Origin of the sequence: Halalkalibacter alkaliphilus, assembly GCF_023555415.1 — a bacterium.
Classification (GTDB): Bacteria; Bacillota; Bacilli; order Bacillales; family Bacillaceae_D; genus Halalkalibacter; species Halalkalibacter alkaliphilus.
In genome coordinates this window covers 119,929-139,561 of sequence record NZ_JAKRYL010000013.1, presented here as the reverse complement: position 1 = coordinate 139,561, position 19,633 = coordinate 119,929, and the positions used below count along the sequence as shown (strand labels likewise).

18 protein-coding genes are annotated in these 19,633 nt (G+C 38.3%); 9 read left to right on the top strand and 9 right to left on the bottom strand.

Going from position 1 to position 19,633, the window contains the following annotated elements; translation table 11 throughout:
• Positions 1-95 precede the first annotated feature (95 nt).
• The 6 genes from MF646_RS13690 to MF646_RS13665 all read left to right on the top strand — a co-directional run bounded on the left by MF646_RS13690 (position 96) and on the right by MF646_RS13665 (position 6,558).
• Positions 96-698: a hypothetical protein gene (locus tag MF646_RS13690; RefSeq protein WP_250097069.1), complete on the top strand. Its 603-nt coding sequence runs from the start codon at positions 96-98 to the stop codon at positions 696-698.
• Between the two features lie 244 nt (positions 699-942).
• Entirely contained in the window at positions 943-1,650 is a 708-nt protein-coding gene (locus tag MF646_RS13685; protein ID WP_250097068.1) for an AzlC family ABC transporter permease, read from the top strand.
• Positions 1,647-1,952, top strand: a complete 306-nt coding sequence (locus MF646_RS13680; RefSeq protein WP_250097067.1) for an AzlD domain-containing protein — start codon at positions 1,647-1,649, stop codon at positions 1,950-1,952. Before MF646_RS13685 ends, MF646_RS13680 begins: the two co-directional genes overlap by 4 nt.
• Positions 1,953-2,126: 174 nt before the next feature.
• On the top strand, positions 2,127-3,386 hold the full coding sequence (locus MF646_RS13675; RefSeq protein WP_250097066.1) for a YdhT family protein: 1,260 nt from the start codon (positions 2,127-2,129) through the stop codon (positions 3,384-3,386).
• Positions 3,376-6,375: a DEAD/DEAH box helicase gene (locus MF646_RS13670; protein ID WP_250097065.1), complete on the top strand. Its 3,000-nt coding sequence runs from the start codon at positions 3,376-3,378 to the stop codon at positions 6,373-6,375. The genes MF646_RS13675 and MF646_RS13670 overlap by 11 nt, the downstream gene beginning before the upstream one ends.
• 6 nt (positions 6,376-6,381) lie before the next feature.
• A complete protein-coding gene (locus MF646_RS13665; RefSeq protein ID WP_250097064.1) occupies positions 6,382-6,558 on the top strand; it encodes a hypothetical protein in 177 nt (58 codons plus the stop codon).
• Positions 6,559-6,588: 30 nt separating this feature from the next.
• Here the strand turns inward: MF646_RS13665 and MF646_RS13660 are convergent, their stop codons facing one another.
• The 4 genes from MF646_RS13660 to MF646_RS13645 form a co-directional block, all read right to left on the bottom strand.
• A complete protein-coding gene (locus MF646_RS13660) occupies positions 6,589-7,068 on the bottom strand; it encodes a BsuPI-related putative proteinase inhibitor (protein WP_250097063.1) in 480 nt (159 codons plus the stop codon).
• A gap of 14 nt (positions 7,069-7,082) precedes the next feature.
• Positions 7,083-7,916 (bottom strand): YitT family protein, encoded by an 834-nt coding sequence (locus tag MF646_RS13655; RefSeq protein ID WP_250097062.1) that lies wholly within the window; start codon positions 7,914-7,916, stop codon positions 7,083-7,085.
• Between the two features lie 3 nt (positions 7,917-7,919).
• A complete protein-coding gene (gene yjfP / locus MF646_RS13650; RefSeq protein ID WP_250097061.1) occupies positions 7,920-8,702 on the bottom strand; it encodes an esterase in 783 nt (260 codons plus the stop codon).
• A 443-nt stretch (positions 8,703-9,145) separates the two neighbouring features.
• On the bottom strand, positions 9,146-9,415 hold the full coding sequence (locus MF646_RS13645; protein WP_250097060.1) for a hypothetical protein: 270 nt from the start codon (positions 9,413-9,415) through the stop codon (positions 9,146-9,148).
• A gap of 126 nt (positions 9,416-9,541) precedes the next feature.
• On the opposite strand from MF646_RS13645, the gene MF646_RS13640 reads away from it, so the two are divergent.
• A complete protein-coding gene (locus MF646_RS13640) occupies positions 9,542-9,673 on the top strand; it encodes a DUF3941 domain-containing protein (protein ID WP_250097059.1) in 132 nt (43 codons plus the stop codon).
• Positions 9,674-9,831: 158 nt separating this feature from the next.
• Here the strand turns inward: MF646_RS13640 and MF646_RS13635 are convergent, their stop codons facing one another.
• The gene (locus MF646_RS13635) at positions 9,832-10,197 is read right to left on the bottom strand and encodes a rhodanese-like domain-containing protein (RefSeq protein ID WP_250097058.1); all 366 of its coding nucleotides are present in this window, start codon (positions 10,195-10,197) and stop codon (positions 9,832-9,834) included.
• Between the two features lie 43 nt (positions 10,198-10,240).
• Entirely contained in the window at positions 10,241-11,326 is a 1,086-nt protein-coding gene (locus MF646_RS13630) for an AI-2E family transporter (protein WP_250097057.1), read from the bottom strand.
• A gap of 226 nt (positions 11,327-11,552) precedes the next feature.
• Here MF646_RS13630 and MF646_RS13625 point away from each other — a divergent pair, with 226 nt between their 5' ends.
• Positions 11,553-12,233 (top strand): GerMN domain-containing protein, encoded by a 681-nt coding sequence (locus MF646_RS13625; protein ID WP_250097056.1) that lies wholly within the window; start codon positions 11,553-11,555, stop codon positions 12,231-12,233.
• A gap of 181 nt (positions 12,234-12,414) precedes the next feature.
• Positions 12,415-14,175: a B12-binding domain-containing radical SAM protein gene (locus tag MF646_RS13620; RefSeq protein ID WP_250097055.1), complete on the top strand. Its 1,761-nt coding sequence runs from the start codon at positions 12,415-12,417 to the stop codon at positions 14,173-14,175.
• Between the two features lie 82 nt (positions 14,176-14,257).
• On the opposite strand, the gene meaB is transcribed toward MF646_RS13620, so the two are convergent.
• The 3 genes from meaB to MF646_RS13605 form a co-directional block, all read right to left on the bottom strand.
• Positions 14,258-15,262, bottom strand: coding sequence for a methylmalonyl Co-A mutase-associated GTPase MeaB (gene meaB, locus MF646_RS13615; protein WP_250097054.1), 1,005 nt, complete (start codon positions 15,260-15,262; stop codon positions 14,258-14,260).
• Between the two features lie 134 nt (positions 15,263-15,396).
• A complete protein-coding gene (gene scpA / locus MF646_RS13610) occupies positions 15,397-17,490 on the bottom strand; it encodes a methylmalonyl-CoA mutase (RefSeq protein ID WP_420842507.1) in 2,094 nt (697 codons plus the stop codon).
• A 59-nt stretch (positions 17,491-17,549) separates the two neighbouring features.
• A complete protein-coding gene (locus MF646_RS13605) occupies positions 17,550-19,604 on the bottom strand; it encodes a methylmalonyl-CoA mutase family protein (protein ID WP_250097053.1) in 2,055 nt (684 codons plus the stop codon).
• Positions 19,605-19,633: the final 29 nt, after the last annotated feature.

Genomic DNA, 19,633 nt, shown 5'->3' with positions numbered 1-19,633 from the left:
ACTGGGCGTTTTACTTCTTTTTTCAGACTATTCTACATATGATATAGCAACCATAACCTTATCAATGCGAAGCTGTCAAAGGAGTGTGTGTCCATATGATGAGAGATTCGTTTGTTGAAGTGGAGTTTTCCGATGTTTATATCGAACTATCCAAACCAGCACTGCATCAGTTTATCAAAAGAATGATGAGCCAACATTACTCTCTCTTTTGGCGCTATGATGCAAAAACTATTTACCTCATGATTGAACTAGAGGATTCAGTCCACGAACTCCCTTTTATTCGAAATACTGAATTTCTCACCCTTTCAGCTGACAGTCTTCATGTTTATGATGATGTGTTAGCAAGTTCACTTGAAAAACTACTTCAACATGAAAAAGGCAATGGCATTGTCAAACGTTCCACAGAAGGTCCTCTCTATATTACTTCATACCAATCCGGTGATATTGAGTCGATGATCGAAATTGATGGGAGTGAAAAGGTCATGATGAACCGAAATGGATCGATGATTCAGTACAAAGATGATGGGAAATCACTTGAGCCGCGTACCATATACAATATGATGAATTTAGAAATTGACTATGTCCTAATGGAACTACATGAAGCTTTGATTGACTCAGACGAATGGCTGATTGATTCTCACAAAAAGAAATTAAAGAAGCTACTGACTAGACGCGAGCAAGTGGAACAGCTACTATAACTAAATATAAGATAGAAATACTTGTTTCGCTGTTCGTTGTACAGCGAAAAATGCAAGCACCCCTGACGTGCTTGCATTTTTTCGGGACTCCCTCCACCTCTCCCCTGCCAAACCATAAAATTCTTTTTAATTATTCCACTAAGATAAACGAAATTACTTGTTGATAGACGGACTTTAACATACAATCATATTGTTAATATTCTCCATTTAAAGGAAGGTCTTTTTTTAAGAAAGGGAAGTCGCTATGTCAACAACTGTATTATCCAACCAAAAAACCCCGTTTGCTCGTGGGTTACTAGCTGGTTCTAGCATTGCAATTGGTTATTTACCAGCTGCTTTAACATTCGGGTTGCTCGCCAAAAGTACTGGATTAACATTTTTAGAGACGATGGCCATGAGCTTATTCGTTTATGCGGGTGCCGCTCAATATATGGCCTTAAACTTAATTGCAATTGGTACAGGAGCGTTTGAAATTATCTTTACTACTTTTATCGTTAATATTCGTCATCTTCTCATGAGTGCCTCTGTTCGTGAGCGAATTGATGATGATCATCCAATTATCAAAGCTCTTTATTCATTTGGAATTACAGATGAAGTATTTGCCGTTACAACAACTCAAGAAGGCCATGTAAAGACAGGATTTATTATTGGTGTTTCAACAGTAGCTTACATAAGTTGGGTCATAAATTCAGGAATAGGGTACTTTGTCGGTACGATCTTACCACCTACCCTTCAACAAAGCATGGGCATTGCATTATACGCCATGTTTATAGCACTATTAATGCCATCAATAAAAAAGCATCGGAAAGTCGTATTTTTAGCCGTCAGCGCTGCTTTATTCAACAGTATTTTTTCATTATTTCTCCCTAGTGGCTGGTCTATTATTATAGCGACATTGCTATCCTCAGCAGGAATTGAACTTATCTATAGAAATGGTGGTGACAACACATGAGCATGAATATGATGCTTATCATCGCAGGCATGGCCATTGTTACATATATTCCGAGAATGCTTCCGCTTGTATTTTTAGATGTAGAACGAATTCCTTCTTGGGTTCAAGCTATTTTACGGAATGTCCCCTATGCTGCTCTAGGTGCATTAATCTTTCCGGGGATTCTTACGATCAATGAAAACATATGGTACGGGGTTATTGGAGGAATAACTGCGATAATAATTGCCTATTTAGGTGCGAATCTTATAATAGTAGTGTTAAGCAGTATTGTTGCCCTTATGCTTTTGTCATTCATTATTTAACCATTTCATATAGGCTTTCACAAAAAGATCAAACAACGGACCTTTTGTGAAAGCCTTTTTTTAATGAATTCTGACAAAGGAAATTCCTCTCTAATTTGTGTGTTCGCTTTTCTTCTCTAGCTGAAAAAGATACAATGAAAGAATGGAATTTTCGAAATTGAGGTGAGACTTTTTATGAATAGCTCGCTTTTTCAAGAAGAGTCAGAGTTATATCAAGAAGTGGAACAAGATATTAGCCATACATACCATTTACTGACATCCTCAAGGTATGTCAATAACCGTAACCTGGAATTAGTCTGTTCTGATGCCAAGACACGAGTAAATAAATTACGTAAAGATGATCCGTTATCATACCTGCTTGTATATATGAATGGAGTTTATACATTATCTCTAAAAGCCAATAAACTTCATGAGTACGAACGTAGATTTAATTATTTTTTCCAATCAATTAGCCATGAAATTACTGAGTATTTGCTAACAATACAATCGAACGTGTATCGGCAGTTTCTTACTAAGTTGTTAGCGATTGTTATCAAAGATCAAAATGATCAATATGCCCCATGGCCTTCCTTGCTTTTCAAGATCCTTCACGAAACTCAGGCAGAGCATATTGAGTTTATATATGAACACTTGTCAAACGAAGTAGTTGCCGCTTCTTGTTCTCGTAAATTAGCTCATACATACAGCTATGTAGCTTTACTCGCTGGAAAAGAGATCACCTCACTAACGTTACTTCAAAAGAACGTTGTAGCACTAAGTGAGCAAGATGTGACCTCCCATTTCCAAATACTGAAAGAACGAGGGCGTTGGCGGACTATGAAGCAATGGTTCCACGCATTGTTCCCTCAAAAGAAAAATGGCCATTATGGTTCGCTTCAGAAGTATGTAGATGAAATGAATTCCTCTTTACCAGTAAGTCCAAAAGAGCAGGAGTTAATTTGGGAAAGGTGGTTACAGTCCCCAAATTTTCAAAGGTTTCAAATGTATAGTAAACATTTAACAGAACAGCAAAAACTTGCTTTAGTCGAACGGTTATTGCCCGAACTTGAAAAACGCCTTCATCAAATAGAAGCAGCAAAAACATATGAGAAGTTACTTATTACCTTTGAAAAATATGAATTGGCTATTAGATACTTATTAAAACATGAATGTGATCCTCTTAGATTACGTGAAGAAAAGTTAGAACTATTAAAAGCAGTAACGTCTTATGACAAGGTACTGGCAAGACCCGTTTATCATCAATTTATTGTACGGCTAGTCGAAAAGAAATCGCGGGTTTATTATGAGCAAGCTGCTCTATACTTAAAGGATCTTCAAGCATTATATGTATCCGAACAAGATCAACTATTGTTTATGGAGTATGTAACTAGATTAAAGAAAATGTACCGAACGTACCGAGCGTTCGTCGAGGAGTTGAAGCGAATTGACCTCTAAAATTATCATACACGGTGGATGGCTACATGAATCTTTCTTCATTTGGGGAGAGCGCCCACCCATATCTCGCTTTGACCAAATTGTTAATTTTCAATACCCTTTTTTACATTCACCATTTGAACTCAAGCTTAAGTTGTTTCAATTTGATCAATTATCATTTTACGGAACGTTTATTGATACAGAAAAAGCCATTATTGATGTCCCAATTCATAAAAGAGTTTACTCTTCTTTAGCTGGTGAGATGACTGTTTATCAGGCTCAAGAAAATATGAATCAATATTCTTTCCCAATAGAAGGGCTTGTTTTTCCTATAGATACTCTCATCACTTATTTTCCTTTATTTCAAACGTGGAAGAAAGAAGAGGACATCGAGCTAGCTCCAGATTTTTTAAAGTGGATAGAGCTTTTTGAAAATGTCCAGGAATTTATAGTTGATGGCGCCTTTTCACCTACTCCATCAGGACAATGGCAGTTAGAACAGTTTCCGTATGAAGCATGGCTCAACTATATTCCTTTATCTGGAAGGTCAATTCGGGAAAATACAAGTTATATTCAAAATAAATCAACTGGCATTCATGAATCTTCGCAAATTGAAAATATCGTCACATTACTATCAGATGCCATGATCCGTCTATTACTAAAAAAGTCTCAAGTTCAGCATGAGTATTTCAATTGGCAAAATTCCTTAAACGAAAAATGGTTACCACTTATCTCCCAACTAAAAGAATCTGGGAAGCTCGATACGACCCTTTCAAAAGAAGCATTTCAACAGCAAATTGGTTTGCTTCAAGCGAAGCCGTTTATTTCCGGTTTAGCATTGCAAGAACCTGATTCTAAAGATGGTGACTGGAAAGTGTCTCTTTGTATGGTCGACCGAAAGCGCCCTTCACTAATGGTTGAAATGGATCAATTGGAAAGAGGAGAACATCCGTGGCGTGAAAATCCAATTGCCCAACTCAAAGTTGATCTTAAAAAAGCACAAGATTTACTTGATGTTTTAAAACCATTACGAATCTCGGCACCTACTTTGTTTCTAGAAGCAGAAGAGGCCTATGAGTTATTTACAAGCTCAGATGATGTACTTGAACAAATAGGATTTCATTTGATAGTGCCTCGTTGGATGACAGAAAAGAAGAAACCACGTGTCAAACTAACGATGCAACAACAAGAGAGAAGCAGTGCTTCGAGTGAGCCCCTTCTTGATTGGCAGAGCGTTGCTTCATTCACTTATGATGTTGCTCTTGGAGACCACAAAATTAGTAAAAAGGAATTCGAGGAGTTTGTTGACGGACAACGCCCCTTCCTTTATTCAAATGGAGAATGGATGTCATGGGACCGCTCTTTAGCTGATAAGTTATTAGACTATTTAGAAGGAATCCAAAAGGGGACTTCCTTTTTAGAGGCTTGGCGTCTTGACCAACTTGATGACGAGGCAGAAATGGATTCAGATATTGATTGGGATGTTTCATGGGGAAAAGAATTAACGCAGTCTATTAAAGAACTCTATACATCTTCCCCTTCTTTAATAAACATTCCTAGTGAATTACATGGAGAGCTTAGACCTTATCAACATGAAGGAGTCTCATGGCTTTCTCACTTAAGAAGAACTGGGTTTGGAGGTTGCTTAGCTGATGATATGGGACTTGGGAAATCAATACAAACGATCGCATATATTCTCTATGTTCTTAAAGCTCAACAAGATGCAGGGAAATCAAGTACGCCTTTTTTACTCATTTGTCCAACCTCTCTACTTTACAATTGGGTTCTTGAATGTGAGCAATTTGCTCCATCTCTACGGGTGTTTGTTCACCATGGTCCTACACGACTAGATGAGAAAGAGTTACAATCGTCGCAGTGGGATATCATTATTACCTCCTATCAATTGGTCGTTAGAGACACTGAACTCTTTCAACAATACATGTGGAATGGACTTATTCTAGATGAAGCACAACATATTAAAAATGTCGAAACAAAACAGCGCCGAGTAATAAAAAGGCTTCAAGCCGTACATCGAATTGCATTAACCGGAACACCTATTGAAAATCGCTTAAGAGAACTTTGGTCATTACTTGATGTTTTAAATCCATCTTATTTAGGGTCCTACCAGGATTTTCAGGCCAATTTTATGAGGCCAATTGAACGAGATCAGGATGAAGGTCAGTTACGGAAGCTGCAGAAATTAATTCATCCACTTATTTTAAGACGAAAAAAATCAGATCAATCTTTGCAACTCGGGCTCCCAAAAAAAGAGGAAAAAATTCATCATGTTCATTTATCAATAGAACAGGCAGCACTGTATCAAGCTGTTGTCGACGACATTGTGACAAAGCTAGCTGAGGTAACAGCATTCGAAAGACGTGCGCTCATTCTAAGAAGCCTTACTAAATTAAAACAGATTTGCAATCACCCTGCTCATTTCTTGAAAGAACGTTCGATAAACGAACATGAATCAGGAAAGTGGGATGAGTTCTTAAAGCTGATTGAACGTCTTTCTGCAAACAAGGAAAAGGTCCTGATATTTTCTCAATACAAGGAAATGGGAGCGCTGTTAGCCAATGCTCTTGAAGAACGTTATAATCAAATGGTTCCCTTTTTGCATGGAAGCTTGACGAGAACAAAGCGCCAAGAAGCAATAGAAACTTTTCAAACGAATGACAATATCAACTTTTTTGTACTCTCATTAAAAGCAGGAGGCGTTGGCTTAAATTTAACCGCTGCGACAAACGTAATTCATTACGACCGTTGGTGGAACCCTGCAGTTGAAAATCAAGCAACCGACCGTGCTTATCGAATTGGGCAAACGAAGGATGTAACTGTTCATAAACTTGTGACCAAAGGTACTCTTGAAGAACGAATCGATCGAATGCTGTTGCAAAAACAAGAATTAGCCGATCAAATTTTAGCAGCTGGAGAACAACGTGTAACTGAATTATCTAATGAGGAAATCATTGAACTTATTCAACTTACTATTCCAGTGCGAAAGGAGTAAGCTGAAATGAAAGTACAAAATAAATCAACGTCGTCCTTTTGGTATGGAAGTGATATTAACAGTGATCTAACTAAACGACCTTCTGTTGCTAAATCAGAAAACGAAGAATATAAAGCCTTAAAAAGAGCAATCCAAGAAGAAGCGAGAAAGAAATGGGGCAGACACGACACCCCATCTAAATAAAGAAGCTGGCTTAGCAGCCAGCTTCTTTATTTATTTAATTTCAATATCAACTTGTTTCTGAAACGTCCCATCCTCTGTCCATGCTTCACCATCTATAGCTGCTAGAATGAGTTGCGCTTTTAATGTATACACACCCTTAGGAATGTCCTCGACGTTAATTCTTTCTTCAAATTCTTTTGATTCACCAGGTTCAAACGTCTCATGTATAAGAGCCATCGTAAACATTTTTCCTTCTGAATAACGATATACTTCCGTTCCAGCTTCATCAAGTAAAACAAGTTCATATTTTTGACCAGAAGAAAAATCAATCGCAGATGCTTCTTCCTGGTTATTTGTTACAGCAAGTTTTACAAGTAACTCATTGTCCGTTTGATCTGTCTCAACTGTAAAGATCCAATTCGAATCTACCAATTTCTCATCTCCTTCACCATTTGAAAGAGGTGCATTCGCCCCTTGTCCACAAGCACTAAGCAACATAAGTACCGACAAAAGCCATATCCATTTTTTCATTTATTTCACCTCTTTTATTCTTTTCGAAAGAAACCAAAAATCCCCGCAGTTTCGACTATGTTCGTAAAAGCATGAGGATCTACTTCTTGTATCACTTTCTTCAATTCATATAATTCATAGCGAGTAATAACAATCATTAATATCTCTTTATCTTCATACGTGTAGCCGCCTTTTGCTGGAATGCGCGTAATGCCCCGAGTTACTCGTTCATGAATAGCCTCCCTTAAAACTTCGGCTTGTTTCGTGACAATCATTGCCGTTAATTTCACATGACGAGTATAGATGGCATCAATGACTCGTGAGGAGACATACAAGGCAACTAGTGTATACAGAGCTTGTTCTGGATCAAACAGCAATCCGGCAGTAATGACAATTATACTATTTAAAATAAGAAAGTAGACGCCAACAGGACGGTCACTCACTCTTGATAATATTAACGCAATAATATCAAGTCCGCCAGAGGAAGCGCCCCATTTCAAAGTTATACCAGCTCCAAATGCCAATATTACTCCACCAAATACAGCATTTAGTAAAATATCTGGTGAAAATGCCCAAACAGGCAAAACTTCTAGGAAAAAGGTCGTTAGCACAACATTGACAAAGCTGTAAATGGTAAAGCTTTTTCCAATCTTCAACCATCCTAAAATCGCAACAGGGATATTCAAAATAAAGAGCATGATCCCAGTTGAAAGTGGAATAACTGTAGCAAGCAATTGAGCTACCCCAGTAAACCCGCTTGCAAATACATTAGCTGGTATTAAAAAGAAGTTTAACCCTGCAGCCAAAAACAAGGCACCAACTACAATAACAACAATCTTTTGAATTTCTTGTAGTGTTCTTGATTTCATCTATTAGGAAGACACCTTTGTTTGTAAATGCTGATTAAACCAATCAACCGATCTTAATACAGCTCTTCTCGACACTTTATGGCCAATTTTTTCTTCCGCTAACAGCTGAAGTTTGTCTGGGGTGTCTTCGTAATTGGCTAATAGCTCATCATATAGCTTTTCAGATAGTGTATAAGGGACGACTTGATCATCTTTCCCGTGCCAAATAAACAATGGTCTACCTTCGAGTTTATCTAACTGCGTTGATAAATCAAACGGTTTTATTTTCCTTAGAACTTCTTCTTTCATTTTCTGTTCAATCATTAGACCACGATTCTCAGCTGTCTTAATTAATCCATGAGCAAATGCTTCATAATGGGCTGTCCCCATAAATGAAACAGCAGTTTTAATCCAAGGGTATTGAGTCAATGCCCCAAACATCGTAATTGCTCCCATAGACGTACCTATTACACCGATTCTGTCTCCCTTTATTGTTCCACTTTCTTCTAATTCCTTTTTCATGAATCCTAACTCGTGAATAGATGTTAAAATAATCTCCCAAAAAGCTAAATCTCGTTCAACCTTTGATTCTGCTTCACTACGTTCTCCGTGATACAATGCATCCGGTAATATAACTCTAAATCCTTTTTCAGCTAGTAAATAGGCTACATGTAAGTTATGTTCTTTTGCACTTGTAAATCCGTGAAAGAAAAAGATAGTTGGAACTTCTGGCTGTAAACGTTCTGATTCTTTCACTACATGTAACGATGGAACTTGTGCAATGGTTTCATTTTTTATTGTAATCATCTATTTCTCCATCCTTTTTCAAACATTTTTCTATTTATAGCATGTCCAATTTTTGTTAATTCACTTTACCAAAATCTAAGACATCATACAACTGATTAATCTCTCTATATTTATTTAGGCTCTTTTCGTAATGATTGTTGTTGTGAAGAAATGTGTTGTTTTCTCGTAGTGAAATGGAGCGGAAGTCACTCGACTCCTGCGGGATGAAGAGGTAGGGTCGAGACCCCACAGGCGCAGCCGAGGAGGCTCGACACCTCCCCGCGGAAAGCGAGTGGCTGGAGCGCATTGGAACGAACAATGTGGAGAACGCGTACCCTATAAAAACAACAAAGATGCGAAAACAGCCTTTTTTAAGAACAAATTTTTCTTTAAAAAAACCTGCTATGAGCGTTTTCTCATAACAGGCTAAGCGTCATTTTCATCTTTGTTACAGAAGCTTTCTATTAGCTGTGGCTATTCTGCTGCTTTTGATTGTAATGCTGTATACTTGTTAAGGCTCCTTCACCAACCATTTTATTATCTTCATAATCATAAGGATGTGAATGTCCTATTTTCACTTGAGATTCTAAGGCTTTTTTACTTTTTCTTCCCTTTACTTTTTCATACATGCTGTGAGACGCTTGAGTAATTTTGTCCCGTATATCTTTTTTTCTGAGTAAAATTGTCGTTGCGCAAGCTGCAGTTGCAACTGCAATAATTGACTTCTTTGCCATTGTTATCCCCACCTTTTTTGTATGTTATAGAACTTTACCCGAAGTATTAATAACTAAACCTCGTTCATAACCGTCTTTCTTTTCGGACAATCTAAAGAAGAACAATGATGAAAGAGGTGAAGCTTCGTGTCTCGTACTGGTGACAATAATAAAAAGAAAAAAGATAACAATGCATTAAATCGTCAAAAAAATGAGCAAGCCCATGCAAACGCTGAATGTGGCAAGCATTCTTATTCAAAAACAACGGATCATTTATAAGTCTTCTGTTAGCGACAAAGCACTGCCATGGGGTGTCTCAAAAGGTCTGTTTTTAACCCTTTTGAGACACCCCCAATGTAGAGTGCAAAAAAAGACCGCCTCTTACAGAGGGGAAAAACAACCTTTTTTAGTCCCTCCATCTTCAGCGATCTTTTTGCTTACTTCAATTCTTTTACATCTTTTACAATCCATTCTGGGCCAGACTTAACTTCGCCATCCCAAGCTAACATTCCACCAAAATAATTTTGTACATTGGTAAATCCTTGATTTTGAAGATACAAAGCGACATTTTGACTGCGATTTCCACTTCTGCAAACAAATAAATACGATTGCTCCTTATCTAATTGGTCCATTACCATAGGAATGGTCTGCATTGGAATTAAAGGCAAGCCAGGAATATGAGCCTCTTCATATTCTTCCACTTCTCGAACATCAATAATGATGGGATCCTTTGAATTGCTCTTTACTAATTCTTTTAATTCTTCTACTTCAACTTGTATAATTCCATCTTGTTCAAATGCCATAAAATCACCTCATACATTTTTCTTTACATTATCATAACTCAGTTTAGTCAATAGTGGTATTTCTTAATAACCACAATCGATAGATGTGTAACACTAATACTTTACAAACAGCATAAGTTGGTACAGCAATTAATAGTCCTATTAGCCCAGCAAACCGCCCAGCAACTAGGAGCAAAAAGATAATCGTCAAAGGGTGTATTTGAAGCTTCCTTCCCATAACCTGAGGAGAAATTAAATTGCTCTCAATTTGCTGAACAATGACAACGACTCCAATAACTAACAGTGCCATCAGTGGAGAATGTAAAAGTCCAACTACAACGGCCGGAATCGTTCCAATCCACGGGCCGATAAAAGGAATAACATTCGTAAACATGGCAACCAAAGCCAGTACGAGCGGATAATCTAACCCAATAATTAAAAAAGCAATGTAAGCTAGGATACCAACACAAATACTCACAATGATTTGTCCTTGGATATAGGAACTCAAAGCAACATCCATTGCTCTAAGCACTTCTCGTCCTTCAGTTTGTCTTTTTTCTGGCAGCAATTTAAGGAGTTGATTCGGTGCCTTCTCTCCCTCTTTTAACATATAAAACAACACAAATGGAATAATAACAATAATAAGCAACGCATTTGCTATAAACCCAATAAAAGTTGCAATGTTATGACCTAAATTCGAAACGAAGTTATTTAAGTAATTTGCAAATTCCATCGTAATTTCTTCTAAAGAGAAATTTTCTCCCTCCTGAAACCTTGATACATATTCATTTGCTTGAAGATTAATAAACATATCACGAATTTCATTAATGAAAATAGGCATATTTCTAGTAAAGCTATGAAATTGCTTTTGTAATTCAGGGCCAATAAGTAACACTAACGCTGTTATTAGGCCAACTGCCCCAAGATAAAGGATCAAAATGGCGATCGCTCTTGGCAATTTCTTTGCTAATAAGTTTACAAAAGGACGCAGCAAATAAAAAAGAACTCCGGCGAGAATAATTGGAGCAAACAATGTTTGAACTAAAACAACAATCGGACGGAACACCCAGTCGATTAAGGTGCCTAAATAAATGATAATAAATATAAGCGCAATTCCATACCCAATACGGAAAGCTTTCGTTTGTGGCATCAGCAAAATCCCTTCCTCAGTAATCTTCCAATTATTGTACCATTTTTTTCTTAAATCTTCATTTCAAGCACATTATAAAAGATAAATACACTTCTCCTAGAAAACTTCTACTTTTCTAGCCTATTTTACCTATGTCGAAAATAGTCATTGAAATTCAACATGAATGATGTAGAATTTAAGTGATAGAATTTTGATCGTGTTTCTACGAGAAAAAGGAGGAATGAATATGAAAAAAAATTGGATGTTTCTTATACTACTAGGATTATTCATCCTTATTCTTAGTGCATGTGGACAAGGTGCAGCTGGTAACGAAGAGCCTCAAACAACTGATGAAATTGAAGCAGAAGAAAGCACTGATTTGGTAGAAGAAGATACCGCCATTGAAGAAAATCAAGAAGAAGTTGAAACTGAAGAGCCGGCTGAATCAGTTGAACCAGTAGAAGAAGAAGTAACAGCTTCTGAGGATGAAGAAGTCATTGTGGAGGCTAACGTTACTCCAATTGAGCTAGTTTTTTCTGATGACCAAGTAATGGACATGTTTAGAGTCGAACGTCAATTAGAAGTAAGTGATGATGAGCTTTTTAAAGCTGCACTTGAAGCTTGGGTAGCTGGGCCAACAGAAGAAGGACTTGTCTCTCTTCTCCCAGAAGGAGTGAAAGTACTGTCTGTTGAAGAAATTGAAGGAGTTGCTCATGCTTCTTTTTCTGAAGAATTATTACAAGCTGATGTAGGTTCTGGTACAGAGTATATGTTACTACAGCAAATCGCTCTAGCAATGAAACAGTTTGGCTTTAATGAGACACAAATTCTTGTCGATGGAGAAATCCATCCGGAATTGTTCGGCCACATTGATACGAGTGTACCAATTGTAGCAGAAAGCCTTGAAGACTACGAAACATTAAATTAATCGCCAATGGTTCGTCAAAAGTAGCAATGAGTCCGCTCGCTACATTGATTAAGTGGTACCCTAAAAGGTTAATAATCTTCTTAGGGTACCTTTTTTATGCAAATTTTCCCTAATTTAAGTTCAACTATGAATTGTGGTATGATACAGTACGTAATGAAAGTAGAGAATTGAGGGGTACAAAATGAAAACCGTCGTCACGACGTTGAATGCAAAATATATTCATACATGCTTAGCGTTACGTTGTCTAAAAGCGTATGCAGAACCTGATTTCCCAATAGAGATGGTCGAGTATACAATTAAAGACCCAGTCATGAACATCGTTTCTGACCTTTATGACAGAAAGCCAAATGTGATTGGATTCAGTTGCTACATTTGGAACATTGAAGAAACGATAAAAGTGATTAATATGTTAAAGAAAGTGATGCCAGAGACAAAAATTGTCCTTGGTGGTCCTGAAGTTTCTTACGATACAAAAGCATGGTTAGAAACTCTTGAAAATATTGACTTTATCGTTATTGGAGAAGGCGAAGAAACTTTCAAACACTTGTTAGAAGAAATAAGCAGTACCCAAAAATACCATATGGTGTTTGGCCTTGCCTATCGCAGGGATTCAGAGGTCATCATTACAGCACCAAGACCGAAATTAAAACTCGATGACATACCAACACCTTACCGTTTTGAGGAAGATTTAGACGGCTTAACAAAACGAGTCACTTATTTTGAAACGAGTCGCGGCTGCCCTTACAGTTGTCAGTTTTGCCTATCTTCAATAGAAGTGGGTGTACGGTATGTAGACATTGAGAGAGTTAAGTCGGACCTTCTCTTTCTAATAGAAAGTGGTGCAAAACTCATTAAATTTGTTGATCGCACCTTTAATATTAAAAGAGATTATGCACTTGAGATTTTCCGTTTCTTAATTGAAAATCACCAAGGCTGTGTGTTTCAATTCGAAATTACAGCAGATATTATGCGACCAGAGGTCCTCTCTTACTTAAATGAGCATGCGCCACCAGGGATTTTCCGCTTCGAAATTGGCGTCCAATCAACGAATGATGCTACGAACGAACTTGTTATGCGCCGTCAAAATTTCGAGAAGTTAAAACGAACGGTGACGATGGTAAAAGAAGGCGGAAAGATTGACCAACACCTTGATCTAATTGCCGGTTTACCAGAAGAGGATTATCAATCATTCAGGAACACGTTTAACGACGTATTTGCGATGCGCCCGGAAGAATTGCAGCTAGGGTTCTTAAAGATGCTTCGTGGAACAGGACTCAGGCTTCGTGCTGATCAACATGATTATGTATATATGGATCATTCTCCATATGAAATATTACAAAATAACGTCTTAACCTTTGACGAAATTATTCGTATTAAACGCGTGGAAGATGTGCTTGAAAAATATTGGAATGATCACAGAATGGATCTTACCGTTGAATATTTAGTCGAAAAAGAATTTGACTCTCCATTTGATTTCTTTCAAGAGTTTGGTGACTATTGGGACAAACAAGGATGGGCACGAATCGGACATCAATTAGAGGACTTATTCAAAAGACTAGACCAGTTTTTGAACGCCCGTAAAACAAAAACAAAGGTAACGATAATACGCTCGTTCATGATGGTCGACTATTTTGAAAACCATAAGCATAAACCTCGTAAAACATGGTGGGACTTTTCGTTAACAAAACAAGAGCAATCTCACTATTTAAAGATTTTGGCTGAGAACCCGTTGCTAGTATCTGAAGATTTCGCTTCGCTCAAACTAACTGAGAAAGAATTACACAAACATACAATGATTGAAGCAATCCCCGTTCATTTTACAAATGGTACTTTTACAGAAAACTCCAGTTTACTGATTGCTTATTTTAATCCAAAAGTGAATCAATCAACGGTATTTACGGTTCCTCTTGAAAAGCTTGCATTAGCCACATCAGGAAATTAAAACAGTATAGGAGGGTCTCAAAGGCTTCAATACCAAACCTTTTGAGACCCCCTTTATATTTTTCAGCAATTAATTTATGTTCTCAAGATCCCTTTACTTTATTTAATAACTCGACAGCTGCTTTTGTCGGGCTAATCTGACCTCCTACAACTGCCTGAGTTAGCAATGGTAGCTCACTCTTCACTTGATCGTTTTCGTAGAAATTTGTAAGAAGCTGTTCCTCTAACAAAGAATAAAACCAATTTGTTGCTTGTGCTTTTCTTCGTGCGTCAAATTGATTTGATTTCTTCACAAACTGAATAAACACTTGAACCGTATGCCAACATTCTTCGATTCCTTTGCCAGTTAGTGAAGAAACCGTTTGGACTTTTGGTTCCCAACCTTCTGTCACCTCAGGTAACATATGAAGAATCCTGCTTAATTCTACTTTTGCTTGCTCCGCTTTTTCCAAATTAATTCCGTCTGCCTTGTTAATGAGCAATAAATCTATTAATTCCATCAGACCTTTTTTCATCCCTTGTAACTCATCACCAGCACCCGTTAGCATTAAAACTAAGAAACAATCAACCATTGAGCGGACGGTCACTTCACTCTGACCAACCCCGACTGTTTCAACGATGATAATATCGTATCCAGCTGCTTCGCATAGAAGGAGTGTTTCCCTTGTTTTTCTAGCTACTCCCCCTAATGTCCCTCCAGCAGGCGACGGACGGATGAAGGCGTTAGGATGTTTGGATAAACGCTCCATTCTTGTCTTATCTCCAAGTATACTCCCTCGAGATACCGAACTTGAAGGATCTACAGCTAGTACAGCCACACGATGCCCCTTTTCACAAAGCATCATTCCCATGGCCTCAATAAAAGTCGATTTTCCAGCCCCTGGAACACCCGTAACCCCTAGTCTTATCGAATTACCTGTTTCAGGGATCAGAGCTGTTAGAACATCTTGCGCAAGAGAGAAGTGCCTTTTGGCATTGCTTTCTATAAGGGTAATAGCTCTAGCTAAAATCGCTCGATTATTTCTTATTACCCCTTCAATATACTCTTCTTTTGAAAGGGCACCACGCCTTTTATATTGCTGATCCATAAATCCTCCTCTCTACAATGCAAAAGGAGGTGTCCTAAGAAGCCACTACTCCATTTGGACACCTTCATAAATTTTCCTTTCTATATTGGATATTGGATTTATCCTAAACCAAACCTTTTGGGATAACCCTTTAGCTAGTTGTCTTCCTCATACCCCAACCGCCTGTTTAATTCAGTCATAATTTGTTTAGCAGCTACAGGAATGACGGTTCCTGGTCCAAAAATGGCAGCGGCTCCCTTGTCTTTTAAAAATTGATAGTCTTGAGCTGGAATCACACCACCAATAATGACAAGAATGTCTTCTCTCCCCAACTTCCGAAGCTCCTCTATTACTTGAGGAAGCAATGTTTTGTGTCCGGCAGCTAATGAGCTTACACCAATAATATGAACATCATTTTCGACAGCTTGCATCGCTGCTTCTTCTGGCGTTTGGAATAACGGTCCAATATCAACATCAAATCCCATATCAGCAAAAGCAGTTGAGATCACTTTTGCGCCACGATCATGCCCATCTTGCCCCATTTTTGCAATCATAATTCGCGGACGTCTTCCTTCTTCTTTAGCAAACTGATCAGTTACTTGACGGATTTCTTTCATCACTTCTTTCTCCCCAAACTCTGCACGATATACTCCGCTTATAGATCTAATTACTGCTTTATGTCGACCAACAACCTTTTCATATGCCAATGATATTTCACCGAGGCTTGCTCTTGCTCTTGCAGCAGCAATTGCGAATTCTAATAAATTCCCATCTCCGCTTTCTGCCACTTTCGTTAAAGCCTCGAGTGCTTGGTTTACCTCATCTTCATTACGCTCTTTCCGTAACTTTTCTAATCGCTTTAATTGCGCATGACGAACAGCTGAGTTATCAATATCTAATATGTCAAGGTCCTCTTCTTGCTCAAGTCGGTATTTGTTTACACCGATAATTGTTTCTTTATTTGAATCTATTTGAGCTTGCCTTCTAGCAGCAGCTTCTTCTATGCGCATTTTTGGAAGTCCTGTCTCAATGGCTTTAGCCATCCCACCAAGTTGTTCCACTTCCTCAATGTGAGACCACGCTTTTTTCATCAATTCAGCTGTTAATGACTCCACATAATAAGATCCTCCCCAAGGATCTAATACATTTGTAATCCCTGTTTCAGTTTGTAAGTATAGTTGCGTATTCCGAGCAATTCTAGCAGAAAAATCAGTAGGTAAGGCAATTGCCTCATCTAATGCATTAGTATGCAGTGATTGCGTATGACCTAGAGCAGCAGCCATTGCCTCAATACATGTTCGTATAACATTGTTATACGGATCTTGTTCGGTCAAACTCCACCCAGACGTTTGTGAATGGGTTCTTAAGGCAAGAGATTTTTCATTTTTCGGTTCAAATGGTTTCATCAGTTTCGCCCACATCAGTCTGGCCGCTCTCATTTTTGCAACTTCCATAAAATGATTCATGCCAATTGCCCAAAAGAATGACAGTCTCGGTGCGAATTGGTCAATAGCAAGACCGGCCTTCATGCCCGTTCGAACATACTCTAAGCCATCAGCAAGTGTATAGGCAAGTTCAATGTCCGCTGTCGCTCCTGCCTCCTGAATATGGTAGCCTGAAATACTGATGCTATTAAACTTAGGCATATGTTTTGATGTATATTCAAAAATATCAGCAATTACTTTCATAGATGCCTCAGGTGGATAGATATACGTGTTTCGTACCATGTATTCTTTTAAAATATCATTTTGTATCGTCCCAGTTAACATTTCCGGAGGTACACCCTGTTCCTCGGCTGCGACAATGTAAAACGCCATTATTGGCAATACAGCTCCATTCATCGTCATAGATACAGACATTTGATCAAGCGGAATGCCATCAAATAAAATATTCATATCTAATATGGAATCAACCGCAACTCCCGCTTTTCCCACATCTCCAACAACACGCGGATGATCTGAGTCGTATCCTCTGTGAGTAGCTAGATCAAATGCAATCGATAGCCCTTTTTGACCAGCTGCTAAATTTCTACGATAAAAGGCGTTGCTCTCTTCTGCAGTAGAGAATCCTGCATATTGCCTGACTGTCCAGGGGCGAGTTTTGTACATTGCTGGGTAAGGACCGCGAAAGAAGGGAGCTATGCCTGATACATAATTTAAATGTCTCATGTTATTTATGTCTTCTTTCGTATATACAGATTTAATGGGGATTTGTTCTGTTGTTTGAATCGTTGTCACAGGTATTTCCATATTCTCTTGAACTTCTTTAAAAGATGGAAAAGGCATCTTATGAAAAGCAGGTTTTGGTTTCATAGCTTGCTTCCTCCAATCCTTTGCTGTAAGTCAAATAAAAGCTGGTAAGCATTCGTTTTGTTATGGATCGCTCCAACTGTACCTGCATCCATTAATTGTTTCATAAAAGGTTCCTTTTGACATCCAGCTATATATACCGCTTCCGTTTTTTCTTTAATACCTTTAATAATTGACAGTGCTACTTTCTCATAACTTTCATCACTACCACATAGAACGACAAGTTTATGCTGTTTTGCTAAATTGATTGCTTCTTCACTAGTTTCCGTTGGACTAGAAACCTCAACTTGAAACCCACCGCATCGAAACAGCTCTTCAATAAAGTCAACTCTTGTTTTATGGGAGGCAACACTACCTAACCGAACGAGATAGACAACTGGAATCTCTCCAATAGTTACTTTGATTTGATTACTACGTGTGCGAAGTAGTTCATAAGGCTCTGCTAAACGTCGTTGTAAAATACGTTCAACTTCTACTGGTTGGCAAGGAGATTTTAATTGGTGATGTATTTGGTGAAAGGGAATATTTTGTTGAACCAAGTTTTCTACTTCGGCTATTGTCTTTGGTTTTTCTTGAATCATTTGTTTGTCTTTTTCCTTTATTGCATCGAAATACGCCTTCCGTTCTGCTTTTTTCGGTCTTTGTTTTGGAGGTTTTTTTTCGCTGCCATTAACATATTGATTAATACCAATAATCGTTTGTCTTCTATCTTTCACGCTTTCCATTTGCTTTTCCCAACATAAGCCGATCTTTGTTTGAACAAGACCGCTTTCTAATGACGCATACATTCCCCCTTCCCGTTCTAATTCCTGAAAAATCCCCCATGCTTTTTTTGCTATTTGTTCAGTTAAATGCTCTACAAACCAAGATCCACCTGCAGGATCTACCGTAGCTCCAATATATGCTTCATCTTGCAAAATCAACGACGTGTTTCTAGCAATACGTCTTGAGAATTCGGTTGGTTCTTGCACAAGCTCATCAATTGGGCTAACTGAAACGCTATCCACTCCAGCGACTGCCGCTGCAAAAGCCTCACTAGTCCCTCGGAGTAAATTTACATACATATCTTCCTTTGTTTTGGTAAATGAAGATGTGCGTGCATGAATCACCATTTTTTGTCCAGGTTCTTCTGCTCCAAATTCAGCCATTATCACCGCCCACAGTGCACGAGCAGCACGAACTTTTGCTATTTCACTAAAAAAGTCTTTCCCAATTGAAAATGAAAACGTAATTGACTGCCCAGCCTCGGTTGCAGAAACTCCACGCTTCATCAATGCTTCGATATATTCCACGCCCATTGATAATGTACAAGCTAATTCTAAAGCAGGGCTAGCTCCTCCATTATGAAAAACATGGCTTTGAGCAAGAACCGTACGTAGATCAGGGTGATTAGCTATTGCCCATTTAACCGCCCATGCCATCAAATCATAACTACGTTCTAATGAATAATACATCCTACCTTCCTTTGCTAATTGATGAAGGGGATCAGAAGCGATCGTGCCTGTTAATCGATTGGTAACATGATTGATGGCAGCTAATAATGGAACACTAACAATCCCTGCATCAATATGAAACGGAAATTCGGAAAAGTCGATACCCTGAAAGGCTATCTGTACATCTTTTAGATCATATAGAGGTACAGTAGAGAATGGCTCTTGCCGGTTCGACTTCCCCCCATTTTTCATTTCATTTGAAATAAGAATATGAGCTACGTTTTGTCCTTTCGTAAAATCTTGCTTTATTCGCTCATGTAATAATGTAGGAGTTGCTGCACCTAATTCTTGACTAATAGCCATTCGTGTTGGTTCTGTAGTTATGCCTCTTACATAAGGGAACACTCCAGGTTGATCAACGAGAGTCTTGCAAGCTACAAGATCTTTTATTTGATACATAGGTTCAAGGACAATATCATCAAGTAGCTTTGTTTGGAGCGTGTCTTCAAACGATTTCCCTTTTAAAGATTTTTCTGCAACTTTACGCCATTGTTCATACGTAGGAATTGGAAATTCATTAAATGTCATATCCATCATATTCGGCTGCCACTTTGGCTTCACCGTTCACTCCCTTCCTGACAAATAAGGCG

Coding starts and splice junctions, on each gene's coding strand:
- MF646_RS13690 (WP_250097069.1), top strand. CDS start 96: ATGATGAGAGATTCGTTTGTTGAAGTGGAGTTTTCCGATGTTTATATC.
- MF646_RS13685 (WP_250097068.1), top strand. CDS start 943: ATGTCAACAACTGTATTATCCAACCAAAAAACCCCGTTTGCTCGTGGG.
- MF646_RS13680 (WP_250097067.1), top strand. CDS start 1,647: ATGAGCATGAATATGATGCTTATCATCGCAGGCATGGCCATTGTTACA.
- MF646_RS13675 (WP_250097066.1), top strand. CDS start 2,127: ATGAATAGCTCGCTTTTTCAAGAAGAGTCAGAGTTATATCAAGAAGTG.
- MF646_RS13665 (WP_250097064.1), top strand. CDS start 6,382: ATGAAAGTACAAAATAAATCAACGTCGTCCTTTTGGTATGGAAGTGAT.
- MF646_RS13660 (WP_250097063.1), bottom strand. CDS start 7,068: ATGAAAAAATGGATATGGCTTTTGTCGGTACTTATGTTGCTTAGTGCT.
- MF646_RS13655 (WP_250097062.1), bottom strand. CDS start 7,916: ATGAAATCAAGAACACTACAAGAAATTCAAAAGATTGTTGTTATTGTA.
- yjfP (WP_250097061.1), bottom strand. CDS start 8,702: ATGATTACAATAAAAAATGAAACCATTGCACAAGTTCCATCGTTACAT.
- MF646_RS13645 (WP_250097060.1), bottom strand. CDS start 9,415: ATGGCAAAGAAGTCAATTATTGCAGTTGCAACTGCAGCTTGCGCAACG.
- MF646_RS13635 (WP_250097058.1), bottom strand. CDS start 10,197: ATGGCATTTGAACAAGATGGAATTATACAAGTTGAAGTAGAAGAATTA.
- MF646_RS13630 (WP_250097057.1), bottom strand. CDS start 11,326: ATGCCACAAACGAAAGCTTTCCGTATTGGGTATGGAATTGCGCTTATA.
- MF646_RS13625 (WP_250097056.1), top strand. CDS start 11,553: ATGAAAAAAAATTGGATGTTTCTTATACTACTAGGATTATTCATCCTT.
- MF646_RS13620 (WP_250097055.1), top strand. CDS start 12,415: ATGAAAACCGTCGTCACGACGTTGAATGCAAAATATATTCATACATGC.
- meaB (WP_250097054.1), bottom strand. CDS start 15,262: ATGGATCAGCAATATAAAAGGCGTGGTGCCCTTTCAAAAGAAGAGTAT.
- scpA (WP_420842507.1), bottom strand. CDS start 17,490: ATGGAAATACCTGTGACAACGATTCAAACAACAGAACAAATCCCCATT.